This is a genomic window from Microvirga antarctica (assembly GCF_017921815.1).
In the GTDB taxonomy this organism is placed as follows: Bacteria; Pseudomonadota; Alphaproteobacteria; order Rhizobiales; family Beijerinckiaceae; genus Microvirga; species Microvirga antarctica.
Window position 1 is genome coordinate 118,605 of sequence record NZ_JAGEMM010000002.1, and the last position, 22,540, is coordinate 141,144.

A 22,540-nucleotide genomic window follows, 5' to 3' on the forward strand; every position below is an offset into this window, starting at 1 on the left:
CGGCGGTGGATTGCAGCATCCAAAATTGCATAATCGTTAGATTGTATAACAAACTCTGGCCTCGTCAAGCGGTCTTCAGGAGCGCGCGGGATGGCGGTGAGGAGACGCATTCGCCGCCCTTGAACACCGTCAGATTGGCGGGATCGGCAAGGCACGCGATGTCGCTGAGCGGATCGCCCTCGATGACGAGGATGTCGGCAAGGCGACCAGGCATGAGGCGCCCGGCATCAATGGCGAGGCAATCCGCATTCGTGGCCGTGGCGGCGATCAGCGCCTCCATGGCGGACAAGCCACCCGATATCAGCAGGGCGATTTCCCGCCAGCTCATGGGACCGTGCGGAATCATGAACCCGGCATCGGTGCCGCAGCAGATTTTCACCCCGGCGCGACGGGCCTTTTCCAGCGTGATCCACTTGGCCTCACGCGAGGCCAGCAGCCAGTCCCAATGCTTCGGGCTCACTCCCTGTGCCTCCGGCGAAAAGTCGAAGTTGCGTTCGTTCACGAGCAGCGTCGGGACGAAATAGGTCCCGCGTTCGACCATCAGGTCGATGATGCGGTCATCGGTAAAATGGGCATGCTCGACGCAGTCGACGCCATTGATGATCGTTGCGGCCAGCGGGTCTTCGCCGCTCGTGTGGGCCGCGACCGTGAGGCCCTGCATATGCGCCTCGTCGCAGACCGCGGCGATCTCCGCGTCGGACATTTCCTGCTGGCAATACTGGCCCGGCCGTCCATGGGTCGAGGTCGAGCTGTTGATCTTGATGAAATCCGCGCCGCGTTTGGCCATGGCGCGCACCCCGCGCCGAAATCCATCCGCGCCGTCGCACGGGTGGGTGAGATCGCGAAAGGCCGTGTGATCAGCCCAGCCCGGCTGGTCCATGTGTCCACCGGTCACCGAAAGCCCGTGGCCGCATGCCTTGATGCGCGGACCCGGCACCTCACCCTTGTCGATGGCGTTGCGCAGATCGATGATCACCCCGCCGGGCGCATGCATGTCCCGCACGGACGTGAACCCGTAGGACAGGGTTGTGCGGGCATAGGCCGCCGCGCGAAGCGCCACGGACGGATAGGACATTTCCGCGTGTTCGGCGCGAAACGCCGCCTTGTGGGGCGTTCCGCTATAGGCAAGATGCACATGCGCATCGATGAGCCCCGGCATCGCGGTGGCGTCCGGCCGGTCGACGATGGCGACGCCCTCGATGCCAGCAAAATCCGCCGCCTTTCCGACTTCCATGATGCGGTCGTTCTCCACGAGAATGGCGCCATTCGGAATGGGCTTGGCCTGGACGCCGTCGATGACGCGTCCGGCCAGGATCAAGGTGCGCATGAGAAATCCCCGGGGGCTGGAGGAGAGCGGTTGCTTGTCGCCGCAAGATGATCGGCGGTCCGAAGCGCGAAAGCCTGCGCGGTGGATGTGGGGTTCATCGCGCCGCCGGTGACGAACACGCTGGAATCCACGATGAAGAGATTGGGCACCCCGTGGCAGCGGCCGTAGGGATCGACCACGGATGTTTCCGGTGCCGTGCCCATTCGCGTCGTGCCCATGAGATGGAAGCCCGCCTGCTGCTTCAGCGGATCGCGCGCGATCCGCTTCGCGCCCGCTTTGCGTAAAATCTCCTCAGCGCGATCCATGGCGAAGTCGAGGTTGCGGCGCGAGGCATCCGACAGGAGGTAGGTCATCTTCGGTGCCGGCGCGCCGTCGCGATCGACCAGATCATCCGCGAGGGTGATGCGGTTGGCCGGTTCGGGAAGATCCTCGATGCAGATCGTCAGGCCCAACGTGTGGTCGAATGCGCGCTCGAAAGACGCGTGATGATCTGACCCCCACGGCAGGCGCGACCCGATCGCCGCGCCGCGCGCCAGATCGGCCGGCGCAGGCCCTGGATTCGATTGCATCTTGAACCCTCGCGGGAACCCGTTCTCGCATCGCGTTGCGTAAAATTCGAGCGACACAATCCCGGCTTTTTGCCCGGGCGCCCACGCTCCGAGTCTCTCGTCGAACCAGCCGTCGACACGAGCATGCGGGTGCAGCATCAGGTTGCGTCCCACCAGACCCGACCCGTTGGCGAGACCGTTGGGAAAACGCGCCGAGGCGGACATCAGGAGCAAGCGCGGCGTGCCGATTCCGTTGGCGGCCAGCACGAAGCGGTCACCGCGCACGCGCAGGATGCCGGTATCGGTGGCAACGATGGCGGCGGTGACACATTGATCTGCATCGTGCTCAAGCCCGATGACGCGGGCGCCGGTCATCAGGCGCGCGCCTGCCGCGATGGCCTTGCGCATGTAGGTGGCGTCCGCCCCTGCCTGGACACGCGACGGACATCCCGGTTCGCACGGGCCGGGATGGGTACAGGTTGCGCGCGCCGCGCCCGCGCTGCCGACGGTGAGGTCGACCGGCCACCAATGCCAGCCACTGGAATCGAACGCGCGGCCGAGACGCCGTCCCGCCGGGCCGATCGTCGGCGCGGCAACGACCGGCTGTTGCCGCAGCGGGCCGGAAGGGTCGCCCGGAAAGGCCGCAAGGCCGGTCTCGGCCTCGTTGATGTCGTAATACGGCGCGAGATCGTCATAGGCGATCGGCCAGTCGTCGCCGACCCCGTCCAACGACCGAACGCGAAAATCCTCCGGACGGTAGCGGGGAATGTGAGCCGCCCAATAGATCGAGCCGCCGCCGACCGCATTGCCGATCATTGGCTTGATCGGGCTGTCCGTGTCGTCGATCGGGTAATCGTCCGCGTTTCGTCGGATGTTGGGATTATCGTTGAACTGTTTCGCGCGGCGTCGCTCGTAGAAAGGCGTGCCGTGGCCGAGGGTGCTGTAGTCGAACCAATGACCGCGCTCGAGGCAGATGACCGAGAACCCGGCTTTGGCCAGCCGCCAGGTGGCGGCGGAGCCGGCCGGACCCGCGCCGATCACGATCACGTCGGCGCGGGGCTCGGTCATGGAAACTCGGCCCGTGCGCGTGTCGGCCGGTCGTCGGCGAGCGTGGCCGCCTCGCGCCGCAACGCGTCCACATTGGGAACCGCGGCGATCAGCTGACGCGTATAGGCATGCTGCGGGTGATCGAAGATGGCCGCGCCGTCACCGCGCTCGACGAGTTCCCCCTTGTAGAGGACGCCGATCTCGTCGGCCACGTAGCGCACGACCGCGAGGTTGTGGCTGATGAACAGATAGGTGAGGCCCAGCCGGTCCTGCAGATCGCGCATCAGGTTGAGGATCTGCGCCTGCACCGAGACATCGAGCGCGGAGGTCGGCTCGTCGCAAACGATGAAATCGGCATCGGAGGCCAGCGCCCGCGCGATGGCGATGCGCTGGCGCTGACCTCCGGAGAATTCATGCGGGTATTTCTGTGCATCGGCCGGGTGGAGTCCCACCAGCGTCAGCAATTCGGCAACCCGTTGCGCGATCGCCTGTCGGTTGGTCTCACGCCGCAGGGCGAGGATGGGTTCGGACACGATGGCATCCACCCGCCAGCGGGGATTGAGGCTGGCGTAAGGGTCCTGAAACACCATCTGGATGCGGTGCGTAAGCCCCTGCCGGGCGTGCGCAAGATCCGCTCCGTGCATGGCGATGCCGTCGATCAGGACGTTGCCGCCCGATGGCGGGAGGAGCCCCACGACCATGCGGGCGATGGTCGATTTTCCCGAACCGGATTCGCCCACGAGTGCGAAAGTCTTGCCTTTGGCAATGCTGAACGACACGTTCTTCACCGCCTCGCTGGAGCGTCTCTTCTGCCGCAGGACGTAGCCGAGCAGACCCTGCCGGTTGGTGAAGGTCTTGCTGAGCCCCTCGACGCGCACCAAAGCAGCTTCTGTCACGACACGACCTCGTCGTAGAGGTGGCAGGCCACCGCCCGGTCATCGCCGCCCTGCAGGCGCGGCACATCTTTTTGGCACCGGTCGAAGGCAAAACCGCAGCGCGGATGAAACGAACAGCCCGGCGGGATGGCCGTCAGGCGCGGCATCGAGCCGGAGATCTGCGTCAATCGCTCCGGACGCCGCTCGAGCGGCGGAATCGCGCTCATCAGCCCTTGAGTGTAGGGATGCTGTGGCCGCGCGACGACATTGGCGACCGTGCCCTGTTCGATGATCCGTCCGGCATAGATCACGGCGACCCGGTCGGCGACTTCGGCGATCACGCCCATGTCGTGCGTGATGAGCATCACGGACGTGCTCCGCTCCTTGCAGATGCGCTTGATCAAGTGAATGATCTGCGCCTGGACGGACACGTCGAGCGCCGTCGTCGGCTCATCGGCGATGATGAGATCGGGTTCGCCGCAGATGGCAAGCGCGATGACGACACGCTGGCGCATCCCACCCGAAAATTCGTGCGGGTAGCTTTTGATCTGCTGGGCGGGATTGGGAATGCCGAGTTCGTCGAGAAGCTGGATGGCGCGGATGCGCGCCTGATCGGGTGTCAGGTTGAGATGGGTCAGGATCGTCTCGACGAGCTGGTCCTCGATGCGCAGCAGCGGGTTGAGGCTTGTCAGCGGGTCCTGGAAGATCATGCCGATCCGCTTGCCGCGGATCCGGCGCATGGCGCGGTCGTCCAGCCCGTCGATCCGCAATCCACCGAGACGGATTTCGCCGGCGGTGATGCGTCCGGGGGACAGGAGCCCGATGACGGCCGAGCCCGTGACGGACTTGCCGGCGCCCGACTCGCCGATGATGCCGAGAACCTCACCTTTTCCGATCTCGAACGACAGATCGTTGAGCGCCGTCAACGACCCGCGCCGGGTCGGGAAGGCGACACTGAGGCCGCGTACGGACAGAACCGGCTCACGCATCGGGGCCACGCCCCAGCGCCCGCAGCCAGCCACCGGCGCGGTGTGACGGCCTCACGTGGCAATCCCCGCAGCCTGCAACATCTGATTCTGGATCGGTCTGAAATCGCCGCAAAGACTGGATCTCATTGTGTAACATTCCGTTTGAACGTCTAACATACTACATGTATACACAAGCCTCATTTATCGGCAGCACGCATGAGGTTTTGCGCATGAACGCGAATGATGGGCAATCACGCGGCCGACTGCCGAACAAGGTCGCGGTGATCACCGGCGGCGGTTCCGGAATCGGTCGGGCCTCTGCGCTCGCCTTTGCCCGCCAGGGCGCCCGCATCGTGCTGGTCGACCGCGACGCGGATGCCTTGTCGTCTGCCGCTGACGCGGTTCGCGCGGCAGGCTCCGAGGTGTTGACGCTCGCGGGAGACGTGGGTGACGAGGCGACGGTGACAATGCATGCCGAGGCCGCGCTCGCGCGCTTCGGGCGCATCGACATTCTGCTGGCCGCAGCAGGCTGGTCCACGGGCACATCGGTCCTCGACACCACGCTCGACCAGTGGGATGCGGTGCTGCGCACCAACCTCACCGGAACATTCCTGTGGAGCCGTGCGGTATTGCGCGCCATGCGCGAGAGCGGCGGCGGTTCGATCATCCTTGTCGGCTCGCAACTGGCCATCGCCGGCGGCCGCGCCAATGCTGCCTATCTCAGCACGAAGGGCGCGATCGGCAGCCTCGCGCGGAGCATGGCGCTCGATCACGCGGCCGATTCCATCCGCGTCAACGTGCTGGTGCCCGGCGCCATCGATACGCCGTTGCTGCAGACCGCCTTCCGACGCCGCGCCGACCCGGATGCCGCCCGCGCCGCCTCCGTTGCCCGCCACCCGCTGGGACGTCTCGGTTTGCCCGAAGAAGTCGCACAGGCTGCCGTGTTTCTCGCCAGCGACGAATCGTCCTTCACGACCGGATCTTGTCTGATGGTCGACGGTGGCTGGCTCGCCGCCTGACAGGCTCGCTCAGAATCGGCGTGCTCGGTGGTGCAGTCTGCGGTGTCCGTTCGGACAGGAAATGCGCCTCCAGGATGATGCGCAGATCGCCTGGCGGGCCAGGGTCTTTCACCTGCGCCAGGATCTGATCGCGCAAGGCCTCGTGCCGACGCACGACCACCCACAGGTCGATATCGCGAAACCGCGCCAGGTTGAGAATGATCAGCACGTGCCGCGCGATGGTGTTCCACAGGGTGCCGATGATGGCGTTGTGGGCGGCCTCGCAGATGACCCGGTGAAATTCCACGTCCGCCCGCAGGATGCCCTGCGAATCCCCCGCGTGAGCTGCCGCGCGCATGGTCGCGATCGCGCCGTCGAGCTCCGCCGGATCGGCTTCGCCTGTCTGCCATGCGGCGATGGCGTCCCGCAACAGCAGCGTTTCGAGATCGATGCGCGCTTCCTGCACGCTCTGGATCATCTTGGGTGAGAACGACGCGACCCGGAACCCGCGATGGCCGCCGCCGAGCAGGATCCCCTGGGTATGGAGAACCTTCAGGGCCTCCCGCACGGGGACGCGGCTTACTCCCATCTTCAGGGCCAGCGTCGTCTCCACGATGCGTTCGTCGGCGCCGAGCCGGCGCACCGCAATCGCTTCGGCGATGGAATTGGCGATCGCCTCAGGAAGAGATTCCCGACGAATGTCTGGAAAGCGCGGTGCGGAGGGGATGCTCGCCGGGGTGCCTGCCATGACTCACTTGCGGTTAATGCCTGTCGTTTGTTATACAACCTTACGGCCCTTCGGCAACCGTCGACGTCAGCGCGGCGCTGTTTCAGCCCGCCGCAAACCTTACAAACAATTCATCTTGCCGACGGCATGCCGTAACGCAGGCGGCATCATGTTGTTCTCATGCAGAACCCCATCGGGTTCCGGAGGAGAGACACATGTTGAAGAATTCTGCCGGCCGGGGCCGGAACCGTACGGCCAAGTTTCTTGGCGCAGCAGCTATCGCAGCCCTGATCGCCGGCGGCGCTGTCGAGAGCGGCCTCATCGCATCCACGCCGGCTCATGCCGAGCTTCGCTCGATGGCCCAGCCCGTCCAGGGGCTGCCGTCCTTCGCCGACGTCATCGAGCGGGTCAAGCCTGCCGTCGTCGCCGTGAAGGTGAAGGTCCTCAACACTGCCGATCGCGGCGATGATGGCGAAGGCCAGCAGTTCTCCATGCCGGATCTTCCTCCCGGCCACCCCATGGAGCGCTTCTTCAAGCAGTTCCGCGACCAGCAGCAGGGTCAGCGCGGTGGACGCGGCGAGAATCAGCAGCGCCCCCGCCAGTTCGGCCAGTCGCTCGGCTCCGGCTTCTTCGTCTCGGCTGACGGCTATGTGGTGACCAACAACCACGTGGTCGACAACGCATCCGAAGTGCAGGTGACCATGGATAACGGCGAGACGCTCGACGCCAAGGTGATAGGCGTCGACCCGAAGACCGATCTCGCACTCCTGAAGGTCGAGGGCAGCGATTTCCCCTATGTTCGCCTTGCGGGCCAGAAGGCACGGATCGGCGAGTGGGTTCTGGCGGTCGGCAATCCGTTCGGCCTCGGCGGCACGGTCACGGCCGGCATCGTCTCGGCCCAGCACCGCGATATCGGCGCCGGTCCGTATGACGACTACATCCAGATCGACGCCTCGGTGAACAAGGGCAATTCGGGTGGCCCGACCTTCAACCTCGCGGGTGAAGTGATCGGCGTGAACACCGCCATCTTCTCGCCCTCCGGCGGCAACGTTGGCATCGCCTTCGCGGTTCCGGCCAGCACCGTCGAGAACGTCGTGGCCTCGCTCAAGGATAAGGGGTCGGTCACCCGCGGCTTCATCGGCGTGCAGATGCAGCCGGTCACCAAGGAGATCGCCGAGGCGATCGGCCTCAAGGAGGCCAAGGGCGCCCTCGTGGCGGAAGCCATCAAGGACGGCCCGGCCGCGAAGGCCGGCGTCAAGACCGGCGATACCATCGTGGCGGTCGACGGCGAGCGCATCAACGAGGCCAAGGACCTCTCGCGCCGCGTGGCGCAGGTCGCACCGGGCAAGACCCTGTCGCTCACGCTCTACCGTGAAGGCAAGGAGCGCAAGGTGACACTCGAGGTCGCAAGCCAGCCCAAGGGCGTCTGATCAGGAGTCTTCGGTGGCATGCCCCCGCCGCCGAATTCTGTCCCGAAGCGCTGATCGGTGCTTCGGGACACCTTGAGATACCGGGATTTCTAGCCTAGAGCCCCGCGTAAACCGGTATCTTCTGCCCACGGCAGGCTAGCCGATCCCCCCCCTCCAGGGCCGGCCTGCCGTGGGAGCATTTTTTCCGTTACAGTCAGGGCCATGCGGATTCTCATCATCGAAGACGACAAGGAGGCTGCGGCCTACCTCGTCAAAGCCTTCCGGGAAGCGGGCCACATGGCGGACCACGCGGCAGACGGCCTCGACGGCTACGCCATGGCCGAAGCCGGGGACTATGATGTCCTCGTGGTCGACCGGATGCTGCCCAAGCTCGACGGCCTGTCGCTCATCCGCTCCTTGCGCGAGCAGAAGGTCGAATCCCCCGTTCTGATCCTTTCCGCCCTTGGCCAGGTCGATGACCGCGTCAAAGGCCTGCGCGCCGGCGGCGACGACTACCTCCCCAAGCCTTACGCCTTCTCCGAACTGCTCGCCCGCGTGGAGGTTCTGGCGCGGCGGCGATCGAGCGTGTCGAAGGCGGAGCCGACCACCTATCGGGTCGGGGATCTCGAACTCGACCGGTTGTCCCATCGGGTCATCCGCTCCGGCCATGAGATCATCCTGCAACCGCGTGAGTTCCGGCTCCTCGAATACCTGATGAAGAACGCCAATCAGGTTGTCACCCGCACGATGCTGCTGGAGCATGTGTGGGATTATCATTTCGATCCGCAGACCAACGTCATCGACGTCCATGTGTCGCGGCTGCGCGCCAAGATCGACAAGGGCTTCGACAAGCCGCTCATCCATACGATTCGGGGCGCCGGCTACATGGTCCGCGTCGGCGGCGAGGCAGACGAGTGAGCGCGCTCGGCAAGCTGTTCCGCACCACCGCGTTCAAGCTCTCTTTCGCCTATCTGGTGGTGTTTGCACTGTTCGCCCTGGTGGCGCTCGGCTACGTGGCGTGGAACGCGCAGCGCCTTCTCACCGATCAGTTCAACTCCACCATCGAGGCGGAGATCAACGGCTTGTCCGAGCAGTATCGCCTCGGCGGGCTCCGGCGCCTGGTCAATATCGTCGAGCGGCGGTCGCGCGCACCGGGCGCATCGCTCTATCTCGTCACCACCAATACGGGTGAACGCGTGGCCGGCAACGTGGGCGCGCTGCCGCCGGGCGTCATCGACCATCCCGGCCAGTTCGAGACGCCCTATACCCGCACCGACGAGGCCGATTCCCAGCCCAGCAATGCGCTCGTTCGCGTTTACCTTCTGCCGAGCGGTTTCCGCCTGCTGGTCGGCCGCGACATGGAGGAAAGCGCGCGCCTGCGGGACGTCATCCGCCGGGCGTTCGGCTATTCGCTGTTGTTCATCGGCGTGATGGGCTGCGCCGGCGGCTGGTTCATCACCCGTCGTGTGCTGCGACGCATCGACGACATGACCGATACAGCCCGCACGATCATGGCAGGCGATCTCGACGGACGGCTCAAGGTCGCCGGAACCGGCGACGAACTCGACCGGCTCGCCGAGAACCTCAATGCGATGCTCGATCGCATCGGCGAGCTGATGCATGGCATGCGCGAGGTCTCGGACAACATCGCGCATGATCTCAAGACACCCCTGACACGCCTGCGCAACAAGGCCGACGAGGCGCTGCGTCTTGCCAAGACCCCCGAGGAATTGCGGGCTGCCCTCGAGGCCAATATCGAAGAGAGCGACAACCTCATCCGGATCTTCAACGCGCTCCTGATGATCGCGCGTCTGGAGGCCGGCAATGCCCGCGAGGGCCTTTCCGATTTCGACGCCGCCGAGGCCGTGCGGGATGTGGCCGAACTCTACGAGGCCCTTGCCGATGAGGCGGGAATCTCGCTGGTGGTCGACGTGCAGGACGACCTGCCGCTCCACGGCAGCCGGGAACTCCTCGGCCAGGCCGTCGCCAATCTTCTCGACAACGCACTGAAATATGGCGCTCCCACCGGGCCCGACGCGCTCGCAGAGCCGATCACCGTCACGGCCCTGCGGGACAAGGGCGAGGTTCGCATCGTCGTGGCCGACCGGGGGCCGGGTATTCCCGAGGATGAGCGCGCGCATGTGCTCGAACGGTTCGTGCGGCTCGAATCCGCCCGCTCCCGACCGGGCTTTGGGCTCGGCCTCAGTCTGGCTGCCGCTGTCGCGCGGCTGCATGGGGGCGCCCTTACGCTGGAGAGCAACGGGCCGGGCCTGCGCGTGGTGCTGACGCTGCCGCTGACGGTCGCCAGCCGGCCCGCTGGCGATCCGGGCGCCGCGTTGACCGATCCGTAAGGGCGAGATTTCGGTTGCGCCTTTCCATGCCCCGTGAACACTCCCCTCACGCAACACGACGAGGGAGTGCCCGTGCCTGATCCGTCCACCTCACTCATCGACCGGCTCTCAGCAACGCCGCCGGTATCGGATAGGGCCCGCGCGGAATCGCTGCTCGGGGATTTTGTCGATCGCGTGCAGGAGGATCCGGAGAGCGCGGCGCTCCTGCCCCATCTCGCGGCCGGTCTCTTTCGCGACCTGATGCTGTCCATCGCCGACCACTCGCCGTTTCTCTGGCAGGTGATCGTCACCCGTCCAGCCCGGTTGCAGCAACTCGCGCTCAGATCGCCTCAAATCTCCCACGACGCCATCATCAGTTCCCAGCGGGATCTGTTCCGGGAGGTGCGGGCCGGGACCCTCTCGCGGGACGAGGCGGTGGCGGCATTCCGACAGAACCGCAACGCCCACGCCCTGCTGGTGGCGCTCGCCGATATCGGCGGAATCTGGACGGTGGATGACGTCGTCGCGGCGCTCAGCGCCTTCGCGGATGCCTCCGTGCGCGGCGCGGTGGACCTTGTCCTGACGGAGACGGCGGATCTCGGCCGCATCGTCCTTCCCGATCCCGAGGCTCCCGGAGAAGGCTCGGGATTTACCGTTCTGGCGCTGGGCAAACACGGGGCCGGCGAGCTCAATTATTCCAGCGACATCGACCTCGTGGTGTTCTTCGATCCGGACGCTTCCTGCCTGCCGGAAGGCGCCGAGGCGCCGACGCTCTACACGCGCATCGCCCAGCAGGTCGCCCGGCTGCTGCAGGAGCGCACTGCCGACGGCTATGTCCACCGGGTCGATTATCGCCTGCGCCCCGATCCCGGCTCGACGCCCACCGCCGTCTCGCTGCCCTCCGCCTACACCTATTACGAAACCGTCGGCCAGAACTGGGAACGGGCAGCCCTCATCAAGGCGCGTCCGGTTGCAGGCGACATCGCGCTGGGCGAGCGCTTCCTTGCCGATCTGCGTCCCTTCATCTGGCGCAAGTATTTCGATTTCGCGTCGATTGCGGATGTGCATGCGATGAAGCGCCAGATCCATGCGGTTCGCGGGCATGACGAGATCGCGGTCGCGGGCCATGACATCAAGCTGGGACGCGGCGGCATTCGCGAGATTGAGTTTTTCGTCCAGACGCAGCAGCTGGTCTTCGGCGGAAGGCGGCCTGCTCTGCGCGGAAGGAGGACGCTCGACATGCTGGCGGCGCTCTGCGACGAGGAGTGGATCACCGCGCAGGCCCGGGACGAGCTTTCGCACGCCTATCGGTTCCTGCGCACCATCGAGCACCGCCTGCAGATGGTGGCCGACGAACAAACCCAGCGGCTGCCGTCGGATCTCCACGATCTCACGCGCTTCGCCCATTTCTGTGGCTATCCGGATCTCGCATCCTTTTCCGATGCGCTCACCGAGCAGGCGCGCACCGTACAGCGGCATTACGCGTTGCTGTTCGAGGAAGGACCGGAACTCGCCTCCGATATCGGCAGCCTGGTCTTCACCGGAACGTCGGACGATCCGGACACGCTGGCGACACTGGCGCGACTGGGCTTTCGCGAGCCCGAGCGCGCGGCGGAAACGATCCGTGGCTGGCATTTCGGCCGTCGCGCGGCCATCACGTCCCAGCGCGCCCGCGAGGTGCTGACCGAGCTGGTCCCGGCGCTGCTCAGCGCGCTCGGCGGCACGCCCGATCCCGACGCGGCCCTGGCAGCTCTCGACCGCGCGTTCGGGCGCATGCCCGCCGTGGTCGAGCTGCTCACCATCCTGCAATCGCACGACCGTTTGCGCCTTCTGTTCGCCGATCTGCTGGGTACCGCGCCGCGTCTTGCGGACATCGTCGCGCAATCGCCGCACGTCCTCGATGCCCTCATCGACCCGGCATTCGGCGAACCGGTGAGCGACGATGACGGCATCGACGAGCAGGTGCGCCAGATCATCGGCAGGCCATCCGACTATGAGGAGTTTCTCGACCGCTGCCGGGACGCGGCGCGACAGATGGGCTTTGTCACCGGTGCGCGCCTGCTCTCCGACATTCTCTCGCCGGCGCGGGCGGGCGAGGCCTATGCGGCGATCGCGCGGGCCATCGTGCGCGCGGCCTTCGAGCAGGTGCGGCGCAACTTCGAGGCCGATCACGGCATCGTGCCGGGCGCCGAAGTCGCCGTGCTGGGTCTGGGCCGTCTCGGATCGCGCGAACTGACCGCGAGTTCCGATCTCGATCTCGTGGTCATCTACGATTTTGACGAGGCGTCGCGCGAAAGCGACGGCGCGAAGAAACTCGATGTGGTGGTGTACTACACCCGCCTGACACAGCGCCTCGTTGCAGCGCTGACGGTGCCGACCCGCCGCGGCCTGCTCTACGAAGTCGATCTGCGCCTGCGCCCGCAGGGTGGCAAAGGCCCGGTCGCTTCCCAGTTCCGGGGCTTCATCAACTACCAGTCCAGCGAAGCAGACATCTGGGAACACATGGCCCTCACACGGGCACGGGTGATGGCCGGAGACGAAGCATTCGGCCAGCGCGTCACGCAGGCGGTCACCGAGCTTCTCGACACGCCGCGTGTTGCCAAGCGGGTGTTCAAGGATGTGCGGGCGATGCGCAAGCTCATCGCGCAGGAGAAGGGCGATGCCGATCCGTGGGATCTCAAGCTCGCGCGCGGCGGTCTCACCGATCTCGATTTCATAGCCCAGGGTCTCCGGCTCGCGCACCCGGATTTGATCCCGACGCCGCCTGGCGCCTCCACCGCGATGGTGATCGCCCGCGCGCAGGAGGCGGGTCTCCTGAGCGAGCCGGATGCGCGCATCCTGCTGGACGCCCATCACAGCCTGGGCGACGTCTTTCAGTGGCAGCGTCTGATGGCGGAGGGACCGTTCGACGCAACGACCCTGTCGCGTGCCATCCTCCAGCGCCTGGCGGCCGTCCTCGGCCTGCCCACAGCCGAGGCGCTTCAGATCCACCTGACGCAGCTGCGCGGACAGGTCGTGAAGATTTTCGATAAAGTTCTACACTCCTGACTTCACGGTATGAGTGCGTGTGGTTGACATCGGATCTGCGTAAAGCTCGCTGATCGAACAGAAAATCTGTGAAAGTGAACCAAGATCGGTAGATATTCGCGAGATCGTGAATCGAAAGACTGGAAAAATTACCGGTAATTGCATGACGAATAGACATTTCTCCTGAAGGTTGTCTTGCTTCATCTGTGCTTTGTGCGATTTGTTACTTGATTGCTTTTTGGTACGTTGTAACGTCTGGAAACGGGTGCTGGGCTCGATGCCCGTCGCCACTGAGCCAGGATGAGTTGTATGACCTCCGCGAACGATGAGATTCTCGCCTCCTATAACGCGTGCGCCAACAACAGTGGAGGCGGCGGCATCTGGTATGGCGGCACCGGCACCGGTGGCACGATCACCGGCAACCCTACCGGCGGATCGGGGACCGGTTCGTCGTATCCTCCAGCAGGCAGCTCCGGCGGGAGCCCCGCTCCTACTGATGGGTCGGACGCCCCCTATATCGACTTTGAAATCGTCGGCGACACCGCAACTCTGAACCCGGTCATCCAGGGCGAGGAGATGATTTTCAACATCGGCTCGCCGGTTATCCACGCGGACGAGTGGATCATTAATCTCAATGCGCCAGACGAGGGCGAGCTAGAGGACAATCCTGCTCACCTGACGATCGAGATCGGTGAGGGGGTCATTGTCGACAATACTTTGCCGTCCTCCAAGATGAGCGTACAAGCCGGTGGCACTGCGATCGGCGAGGCCACCCATGCAGAGGTCGTAGGCGCCGGCCGGACCACGTCGAAGGGCTTCGCGCTCAGCGTGTCCGTGGGCACGGCGGCCGACGACCATCTGTCCGGTCAGGGCTGGCTGATCGGCGGCGCGGGCAACGACTCGCTCGTGGGCAACGATGGAGCCGACCTGCTGGATGGCGGGGAGGGCAATGACGTTCTGTCCGGCGGCGCTGGTGTTGATACGATCCACGGCGGTGCGGGCTTTGATCTTGTGGTCTTCGACACTGCCACGTCGGCCGTTCGGGCGAGCCTGCTCGGCGGTGGCGATGCTTCGGGCGACGTCTTCACCGATGTCGAAGGTCTTGCGGGCTCCGCCTATGCGGATGTGCTCTCGGGCGATCAGGGCGACAATCTGCTGATCGGCAATGGCGGTGCCGACACCCTGTCTGGGAATGACGGCCATGACGTTCTGGTGGGCGGCGCGGGTGACGACCTGCTGGCCGGCGGGCGCGGGGCGGATGCCCTGACCGGCGGCGACGGCCTCGACACCGCTTCTTACGCGGATGCCTGGTCGGGCGTGACGGCCAATCTGGCAACCGGTGGGAGCGCGGGCGAAGCGGCTGGTGATACGTTCAGCGGCATCGAGGCGGTTACGGGCTCGTCCTATGGCGACCACATCACCGGCGATACCGGCGACAACCAGCTCTCGGGCCTTGGCGGCAACGACACCTTGGTGGGCGGGGACGGCGCCGACAACCTGCAGGGCGGTGCGGGCAACGACCTGCTGGCGGGCGGGACGGGCGCCAACACCCTGGCTGGCGGCGACGGCTTCGACACCGTGTCGTTTGCGGATGCGGTGAGCGGCGTGATCGTCAACCTGGCGACGGGTGACGGCGCGGGCAGCACGCTGATCGGCATCGAGGGTGTGGTCGGCTCATCCTCCGCCGACTCGCTTCAGGGCAACGTCTATGACAATGCGCTGTCGGGCGGAAACGGCAACGACGTTCTATTGGGCGCGGCAGGTGCCGACACGCTGGACGGCGGCGACGGCAACGACCTCCTCACCGGCGGCGCGGGCGCGGATGCCCTCGATGGCGGGGCCGGGAGCGACACGGCAAGCTATGCGGGCGCAACGAGCGGGGTGACGGCGAGCCTGTCCACGCCGTCGCTCAACACCGGCGACGCTTCAGGCGACACCTTTGTGGCCATCGAAAACCTCACCGGCACCGCCTCGGCCGACCGGCTGTTTGGCAACGCCGATTACAACCTGCTCACCGGCGGGATGGGCGACGATCAACTCGCGGGCGACAGCGGCAGCGACACGCTGGATGGCGGGCAGGGGGCCGATCTCCTCAATGGCGGGCTTGGCAGCGACGTGCTGACCGGGGGCTCTGGCCGCGACATCTTCGTGTTCACGACGACGCCCGGCGCTTCCAACCTCGACCGCATCACCGACTTTGCGGTGGCGGACGACCGCATCCAGCTTGCCGGCAGCGTCTTCAAGGGCATGACGCCCGGAACCCTGGGCGCGGCGTTCTTCAAGGCCGGCACGGCAGCGACCACCGCCGACCAGCACATCCTCTACAACAAGACGACCGGCGAGGTGTCCTACGACGCGGACGGCTCCGGTACGCAGGCGGCAGTGAAGTTTGCCGTCGTCACCCCCGGCACCGTTCTCACCGCCGACCACTTCCTGGTGGCGGCGAGCATCACCAATCAGTGGTTCTAAAAGGGCATCCGTCGCCGAGTCATCCTGGCTCTCTCACCCTTCTCACGTCGCGACATCATCCCTGGCCTTGAGCCTGGGGTGATGTGCTGCGTGGCAGCGGGTATCTCCAAGCTGTGGCGTCAGCGCGGCCGGCGGCCATTCCGGCAGCCGCTCCAGCCGGGTGACAATGCCCTCCCTGGACAGAGTATCGTGTGATCTCAGGTGGCGATTCCGGTCCTTGCCTTGTGCCGTCGCGGCGATCGCCCGGTGTACCACGGGGGTGTTGACGGCACGGTCCCGGAACGACGCTCATCGACGCGCCGGTTGAGGTCGGGTCGGACGGCAGGGCGTCCTGGCCTTGCGCCTCGTGGCGGCCCGGGTCGTCCGGCAGCAGAGCAACGGACAACCCGGTTCTCAACGCAGGACGTCCATCGATGCGCCGTGTCGCCGACGCTGAGCGGGCACCTGTCTCCGGCGTTGTGCCAGCGAGGCGGGGTGAATGCTCGTGAAGCGCAATGTCCGCTCATGAGAACGACGGGCCGTCCGGCAGCACCTTCCCTTGCCTCGCTCTTGCGGTGAGCGTCCTTAAAGCGTCATCCCTTCGCGCGCGGCCTGTCGGGCAGGCCTTCGACGCTCGGGAATGCCGGTCTTGACCGAGACTGTTGTCACGGCCGAGCGGGGGGACCGGCTCTCCTGTCGCGCCGCAACGGGAGCGACGGGCCGTCCGGCAGCACCTTCCCTTGCCTCGCACTTGCGGTGAGCGTCCTTAATGCGTCATCCCTTCGCGCGCGGCCTATCGGGCAGGCCTTCGACGCTCGGGGAATGCCGGTCTTGACCGAGACTGTTGTCAGGGCCGAGCGGGCGGATCGGTTCTCCTGTCGCGCCTCAACGCGAGCGACGGGCCGTTCGGCAGCACCTTCCCTTGCATCGCTCTTGCGGTGAGCGTCCTTAAAGCGTCATCCCTTTGCGCGCGGCCTATCGGGCAAGCCTTCGACGCTCGGGGAATGCCGGTCTTGACCGAGACTGTTGTCAGGGCCGAGCGGGCGGACCGGCTCTCCTGTCGCGCCTCGACGCGAGCGACGGGTAGATCCTCTTACGCTTCCAGCAATGCATCGTTGGCGCGGGATTGAGCCAGTATAGCGGTCTTGCGCGGCATGGTTGGAGCAGGCGGCGGGTCGCACCGACTCTCGCGAATAGTGAAGGAGGACGGAGATCGCCGCAGCGGCCTTGCTCCAGCGGCCTTGCTCCTGGCTCAATCGCAGGGCGGTTTTGTCGTAGCCTCGCAGGCGTGGTGGCAAGGGTTGAGATGGATGCACGGCAGCGGAACCGTGAAGTCGCGAATAGCGCCGTGAACTCCGGAGCGTCTCTGCCGCCCTAGCAAGACAAGGCGCAAGACGCTGCGCTTCCTGTCGCAGACCCCAATCGTCAGGCGGGCCTACGCGGCCGTATCGGCCAGCGCAATATCCGAGTTCGTGGCCTCGGTGAGCGGCAGGTGGACGAGCACGATGGTGCCGACGCCTTCCTGGCTGCGGATGCGGAGCGTGCCGCCGTGAAGTTCGGTGAGCGAGCGGGCGATGGCGAGCCCGAGGCCTGAGCCCTTGTAGCTCTTCGAGAACTCGGTCTCGACCTGCTCGAACGGACGGCCCAGCTTCTGCAACGCGTGCTCGGGAATGCCGATGCCGTTATCCTCCACATAGAGGTTGATGGCATCGCCCGCCTGACGGGTGCGCACCGTGATGCAGCCGCCGTCGCTGGTGAACTTGGTGGCGTTCTGCAGCAGGTTGACGAGGATCTGGTGGATCGCGCGCTCGTCCGCCGGCACGACGATGTCCTCGGGAATGACGTCGACTTTGATGGTGAGGTTCTTCGCCTTGATCTGCTCGCTCACGAGCCGCAAGGCGCGCTGGATCGAGGCGTTGACGGCGATGGGCTGCTTGGTGAGGCTCGTGCGCCCGGCCTCGATGCGCGACATGTCGAGGATGTCGTTGATCACCGACAGCAGGTATTCACCGCTGCCGCGGATGTCGTTGCAATATTCCTCGTACTTGTCTGAACCCAGCGCCCCGAAGATGCCGCTCTGCATCACTTCGGCAAAGCCGATGATGGCGTTGAGCGGGGTGCGCAATTCGTGGCTCATATTGGCGAGGAATTCGGACTTGGCGCGGTTGGCGCTTTCGGCCTGCGCCTTCTGGTCGAGATAGCGCTCGGCTAGGTCGGCCAGTTGCTGCGTCTGCGCCTGCATCTTCTGGCGCGACTGCTTGAGATCCATGACGGTGGCGATGAGTTCCTTCTCGGATTCCACCAGCCGGCCTTCGTGGCGTTTGAGTGCGGTGATGTCCGTGCCGACCGACACGTAGCCGCCGTCCTTCGTGCGCCGCTCGTTGATCTGCAGCCAGCGCCCGTCCTGGAGGCGCGCCTCGTAGCTGCGCGCGCCGATTTCTTCCTGGCGGCGCATGAACTGGTGCTGCACTTCGGCGGGCCGCCCCTGCGCCATCACTTCCGCGTAGGACTTGCCTTGCAGCTCAGCGTTGGGCGCCAGCTCATGCAGCTTGTGGAATTTCGAATTGCACAGCACGAGGCGGTTGTTGGCATCCCACAGCACGAAGGCTTCCGAGATCGCCTCGATGGCGTCGTGCAGACGCGCGTCGGCCCGTGCGGTGCGCTCTTCCAGGCCGCGCTGTTCGGTGACGTCGACCGCAATGCCGACGAGGTGGCTTGCGGCGTCGTCGGGATCGTCCATCAATTCCGCGCGCGCCCGCAGCCAGACCCAGTCGCCGGTGGAGCTGCGGATGCGGAATTCATAATCGACGAGTGAGGTCTTGGCCGAGGCAAGCTGTTCGGCCAGCGTATAGAGGTCCTGATCGTCGGGATGGATCATCGCGTTGACTTCGCCAAACGACAGGAACTCGTCCTGACGTTCATAGCCCAGCAACTCGTACATGGAATCCGACCAGTAGAGACGGCCCCGTCCGATATCCCAGTCCCACAGGCCGCAGCGCCCGCGATTGAGGGCTGAATCGATCCTGTCGCGGACCTTCTCGCAGACTTCGTCGGCGGCGCGGGCGCGGTTGGCCTGCATCACATAGGCGATGCCGATGCCGAGGAGAACGACGATCGTCGCGCCCAGCAGCGAGACGTGGCCGATGGTGCGGGTCCACCAGCCTGACAGCACCCGGGGCACCGGCTGCACGAGGGCGATCTGCCCCGACGAGGCAGGGAGGTTGCGAACGGTGGCGATGCCGTCATCGCCGCTCGCCAGCTTGATGGTCATCACGCCGGCGCGGTCCGCGAAGGTCGTCAGGGGCTGGGACTCGCCCAGAAGCTCGATCAACGTGTCGGGGAAAGATTCGGTTGCAGGATGAACCGCCATCACCTTGCCGGCCGCATTCACCAGCACCAGCGTGCGACTTTGGGCAAGCGCACTTTGCGGCATGCCGCGCACGAGCGTCGCCAATTGCGCCGCCGCCGCATTGCGATCGGTCGGAGCGGGGTGGATGCCCAGCTTCGCCGCCGAAAGCGAGGCGATGATGTCGATGTCGGCGATGGCGTCGACAAGCGTGTCCTCGCGCCCTTCGCGCACCTGGATCCACGCGCTCGCCGCGAGGGTCAGAAGGAACAGCGCAAGGAGAGCCGGAACCGCGAGGCGCAGCAGCGGTTCGTATTGTTCAAGTCGTCGATAGGTCGGGTTCGCGTCAGAGCGCGTTACCCCTAGAATCGTACCCGCACGTGCGGGTACGCATGCGGTCGCTGCCCCCGCCATGCGTGGTCCTCCGGAATCCATTCGTCCTCATTCGGAAGGACGTGCCGCATCTTCCCGAATCACCATCAATAGAATCACGGGCGCGTGATTTGTCCAGCGGCGACAGCATCGAGGTTAATAAAAACTTTCCGCGTGACGGCGAATGGACGTTCCGCACTGCCCATTGCGGGTAGGCAGGGCGGTTCATCCGCAGCGAACGGCTCAGGTTCTGGCGCGAGTCAGCGGTCGCGCGCGGTCGTTGACGCAACGACGCCAACCAGACAGAGCATGTTTCAGGCCGGCTTTGACTCTTCGAGCGTGCGCTGCACGATATCGCGCGCATCCCGCGACAGGCGCGGTGAATCCGCAATCGACACGAGCGCGCTCCGTGCGTGGCCCCGTCGTCCGCCTGCCATCAGACGCCAGGAGCTGAACGCGGTGAGAAGGCGGGCGGCCAGTTGCGGATTGAGCGCGTCGACCTGCAGGATCGTCTCGGCGACGAAGCGATAGCCCGCGCCGTCAGCGCGGTTGAACTGCGTCTGGTTCAGCATGGCAAAGCTGCCGATGAGCGCCCGCACGCGGTTCGGATTGCCAAGCGAGAAGGCCGGGTGCGTGAGAAGGCCCTGGACCCGCGCCAGCGTTCCCGGCTCTTCGATGGCGGCCTGGAGCGTGAACCATTTGTCGAGAACCAGCGGCTCCTCCCGATAGCGCTCGCCGAATGCCGCCAGCGCGTCCTCGCGCGGTTGGCCGGGGATCGTGGCAAGGGTGCTCAACGCCGCGAGCCGGTCGGTCATGTTGGTGGCCCCGAGCGCCTGCGCGCGGGCCAATGTCTGGCCGGCGTCCGGATCGGCCACGGCCAGGAGGTCGAGAGCGATGTTGCGCAGCGCCCGTTTGCCGGCGCTTGCGGCATCCGGCCGATAGGGGCCGGTATCGGCAAGATCGTCGTAGAGACGGCGCAACAGGGGAGACGCCGCCTCGGCGATCTGCCGGCGGACGGTGCGCCGGGCCGCGTGGACCGCATCCGGGTCGACATCGGCCGCGATCTCCTGGGCGATTTCCGCCTCACCCGGTTGCGACAGGACCAGCGCGGCAAAAGCCGGATCGGCAAGCGCATCACGTTCGAGGAAACCTGTGAGCGCGGAGGCCAGTGGCGCGATTTCTGCAGGCCCGACAGGCTCGCCCTTGGCCAGGCTCACCAGCAATCGAAGCGACACGCTCTGGGCCGCCTGCCAGCGGTTGAACGGATCGGAATCGTGCCGCAGCAGCACCAGCAGATCGTCATTGCCAAGATCGAGCGCGACCTTGACCGGAGCAGAGAAGTCGCGAAAAACCGACGGAGTCGGTTTCTGCGACACATCCGTGAAGACGATGCTGTCGCGCTCGGCCTCGAGCAGAAAGACGCCGTCACGGCTCACGCGATCGCTGCGTGCGGCCAGCGCGCTGCCATCGGGCGCGACCAGTCCCAGGCGAACCGGAATTGCCATCGGCTTCTTCAGCGTCTCGCCCGGGGTCGGGTTGGTGGCCTGAGTGAAATCGACCCGATAGGTTTGCGCTGCCGCATCGTAGGTCCCGGTGACGGTGACCCGCGGCGTGCCGGCCTGGCTGTACCATTGGGCGAAATGCGACAGGTCCCGGCCCGTCACATCCGCGAAGGCCGCCAGGAAATCCTCGACCGTGGCGGCGGTGCCGTCGCAGCGCGCCACGTAGAGATCCATGCCCTTGCGGAAATCGGCAGCCCCGATGAGGGTCTTGAGCATCCGGACGATCTCCGCGCCCTTTTCATAAACGGTGGCCGTGTAGAAATTGTTGATCTCGCGGTACTGCCTCGGCCGCACCGGATGGGCGAGGGGCCCCGCATCTTCCGAGAACTGGCGCGCCCTGAGGGTCTTGACCTCGGCGATGCGATGGACCGCGCGCGACCGTTCGTCGGAGGAAAACTCCTGATCGCGAAACACCGTCAGGCCTTCCTTGAGGCAAAGCTGGAACCAGTCGCGGCAGGTGATGCGGTTACCGGTCCAGTTGTGGAAATATTCGTGGGCGATGATCGCCTCGATATTGGCGTAGTCCGCATCGGTCGCCGTCTCGGGCGAGGCGAGCACATATTTGTCGTTGAAGATGTTGAGGCCCTTGTTCTCCATCGCGCCCATGTTGAAATCGGACACCGCCACCACGTTGAACTCGTCGAGGTCGTATTCGAGGCCGAACACGCGCTCGTCCCACCGCATGGAGCGCTCGAGCGCATCGAGCGCATAGCCGGCCCGGTCCTCCTTGCCGGGTTCCACATAGACCGACAGCTTCACCGCGCGGCCGCTGGCCGTCGTGTAGGCGCGGGTCACATGCCCCAGACGCCCGCCGACCAGGGCGAACAGATAGGCAGGCTTCGGATGCGGGTCGTGCCAGACCGCGAAGTGCCGATCCGTGCCGGCAACAGGGCCGACCTCGACCGGGTTGCCGTTGCCGAGCAGGACCGGCGCCTCGCCCAGATCCGCTTCGATGCGGGTGGTGTAGACCGCGAGCACGTCGGGACGGTCCAGAAAATACGTGATTCGGCGAAAGCCGTCGGCCTCGCACTGGGTGCAGTAATTCCCGCCGGACCGGTAGAGACCCATCAGCTTGGTGTTAGCCGTCGGATCGATCTCCGTTTCGATGCGCAGCGTAAAGGCTTGCCGTGGGGGCTGCGCGATGATCAGCCCCTGCGTCGTGGCGTCGAATTCGGCTGCCGGCAGGTCGCGCCCATCGAGCGACACCCCCTTGAGATTCAATTCATCGCCGTCGAGCACCAGCGCCGCGTCGCTTCGACCCTCCGGGTTCGGCCGAATCGCCAGCGTGGCGGTAACACGGGTCGCGGTCGGATGGAGACGCACGTCGAGATCGACGCGATCGATCAGGAAATCGCTGGGGCGGTAGTCCTGGAGACGAATGATCGGGGCTGCGTCGTGGCGCATGGAAGCTTCTCTGTCGGTTCGGTGTCGGTGGGCCGCGAGGCCTGCGCTGAGTCTTTTGCCCCATCCGGGACGGGATGGGCAGTGCGCATTTGCGCAGACCGGACCCTCCTGGCCCTCAAGACCGCACAAACTCCTTGATCTCAAGGCAAAAA

13 protein-coding genes are annotated in these 22,540 nt (G+C 65.6%); 6 read left to right on the top strand and 7 right to left on the bottom strand.

Translation table 11 applies throughout. The annotated features are described in order from the left end of the window. Positions 1-64 precede the first annotated feature (64 nt). From J4G32_RS07885 to J4G32_RS07900, 4 genes are read right to left on the bottom strand one after another with little or no spacing between them, the layout of a single operon-like run. Entirely contained in the window at positions 65-1,327 is a 1,263-nt protein-coding gene (locus J4G32_RS07885) for a metal-dependent hydrolase family protein (protein WP_210485652.1), read from the bottom strand. Beyond that, a complete protein-coding gene (locus J4G32_RS07890) occupies positions 1,315-2,943 on the bottom strand; it encodes a GMC family oxidoreductase (RefSeq protein ID WP_210485653.1) in 1,629 nt (542 codons plus the stop codon). The genes J4G32_RS07885 and J4G32_RS07890 overlap by 13 nt, the downstream gene beginning before the upstream one ends. After that, positions 2,940-3,818, bottom strand: coding sequence for an ATP-binding cassette domain-containing protein (locus tag J4G32_RS07895; RefSeq protein WP_210485654.1), 879 nt, complete (start codon positions 3,816-3,818; stop codon positions 2,940-2,942). The genes J4G32_RS07890 and J4G32_RS07895 overlap by 4 nt, the downstream gene beginning before the upstream one ends. Next, a complete protein-coding gene (locus tag J4G32_RS07900; RefSeq protein WP_210485655.1) occupies positions 3,815-4,786 on the bottom strand; it encodes an ABC transporter ATP-binding protein in 972 nt (323 codons plus the stop codon). The genes J4G32_RS07895 and J4G32_RS07900 overlap by 4 nt, the downstream gene beginning before the upstream one ends. A gap of 209 nt (positions 4,787-4,995) precedes the next feature. Between J4G32_RS07900 and J4G32_RS07905 the strand changes: the two genes are divergently transcribed. After that, positions 4,996-5,784 carry an SDR family oxidoreductase gene (locus J4G32_RS07905; RefSeq protein ID WP_210485656.1) on the top strand — a complete coding sequence of 263 codons (789 nt, stop codon included), beginning with the start codon at positions 4,996-4,998 and terminating at the stop codon, positions 5,782-5,784. Here the strand turns inward: J4G32_RS07905 and J4G32_RS07910 are convergent. Continuing rightward, positions 5,735-6,511 (bottom strand): GntR family transcriptional regulator, encoded by a 777-nt coding sequence (locus J4G32_RS07910; RefSeq protein ID WP_210485657.1) that lies wholly within the window; start codon positions 6,509-6,511, stop codon positions 5,735-5,737. The two genes, J4G32_RS07905 and J4G32_RS07910, sit on opposite strands and share 50 nt — an antisense overlap. A gap of 194 nt (positions 6,512-6,705) precedes the next feature. Here J4G32_RS07910 and J4G32_RS07915 point away from each other — a divergent pair, with 194 nt between their 5' ends. The 5 genes from J4G32_RS07915 (at position 6,706) to J4G32_RS21940 (ending at position 15,725) form a co-directional block, all read left to right on the top strand. Further along, complete coding sequence (locus tag J4G32_RS07915) at positions 6,706-7,920, top strand: S1C family serine protease (protein ID WP_210485658.1); 1,215 nt, start codon at positions 6,706-6,708, stop codon at positions 7,918-7,920. Positions 7,921-8,121: 201 nt separating this feature from the next. Continuing rightward, the gene (locus J4G32_RS07920) at positions 8,122-8,817 is read left to right on the top strand and encodes a winged helix-turn-helix domain-containing protein (protein WP_210485659.1); all 696 of its coding nucleotides are present in this window, start codon (positions 8,122-8,124) and stop codon (positions 8,815-8,817) included. Further along, positions 8,814-10,250, top strand: a complete 1,437-nt coding sequence (locus tag J4G32_RS07925) for a sensor histidine kinase (RefSeq protein WP_210485660.1) — start codon at positions 8,814-8,816, stop codon at positions 10,248-10,250. The genes J4G32_RS07920 and J4G32_RS07925 overlap by 4 nt, the downstream gene beginning before the upstream one ends. Before the next feature lie 72 nt (positions 10,251-10,322). After that, positions 10,323-13,277: a bifunctional [glutamine synthetase] adenylyltransferase/[glutamine synthetase]-adenylyl-L-tyrosine phosphorylase gene (locus J4G32_RS07930; RefSeq protein WP_210485661.1), complete on the top strand. Its 2,955-nt coding sequence runs from the start codon at positions 10,323-10,325 to the stop codon at positions 13,275-13,277. Between the two features lie 288 nt (positions 13,278-13,565). Further along, complete coding sequence (locus tag J4G32_RS21940) at positions 13,566-15,725, top strand: calcium-binding protein (RefSeq protein WP_281413534.1); 2,160 nt, start codon at positions 13,566-13,568, stop codon at positions 15,723-15,725. 1,414 nt (positions 15,726-17,139) lie between these two features. Here the strand turns inward: J4G32_RS21940 and J4G32_RS07955 are convergent. Together J4G32_RS07955 and pepN are read right to left on the bottom strand one after the other, a co-directional pair. Continuing rightward, on the bottom strand, positions 17,140-19,464 hold the full coding sequence (locus tag J4G32_RS07955) for a sensor histidine kinase (protein WP_210485662.1): 2,325 nt from the start codon (positions 19,462-19,464) through the stop codon (positions 17,140-17,142). A gap of 272 nt (positions 19,465-19,736) precedes the next feature. Beyond that, a complete protein-coding gene (gene pepN / locus J4G32_RS07960) occupies positions 19,737-22,388 on the bottom strand; it encodes an aminopeptidase N (protein ID WP_210485663.1) in 2,652 nt (883 codons plus the stop codon). Positions 22,389-22,540 lie beyond the last annotated feature (152 nt).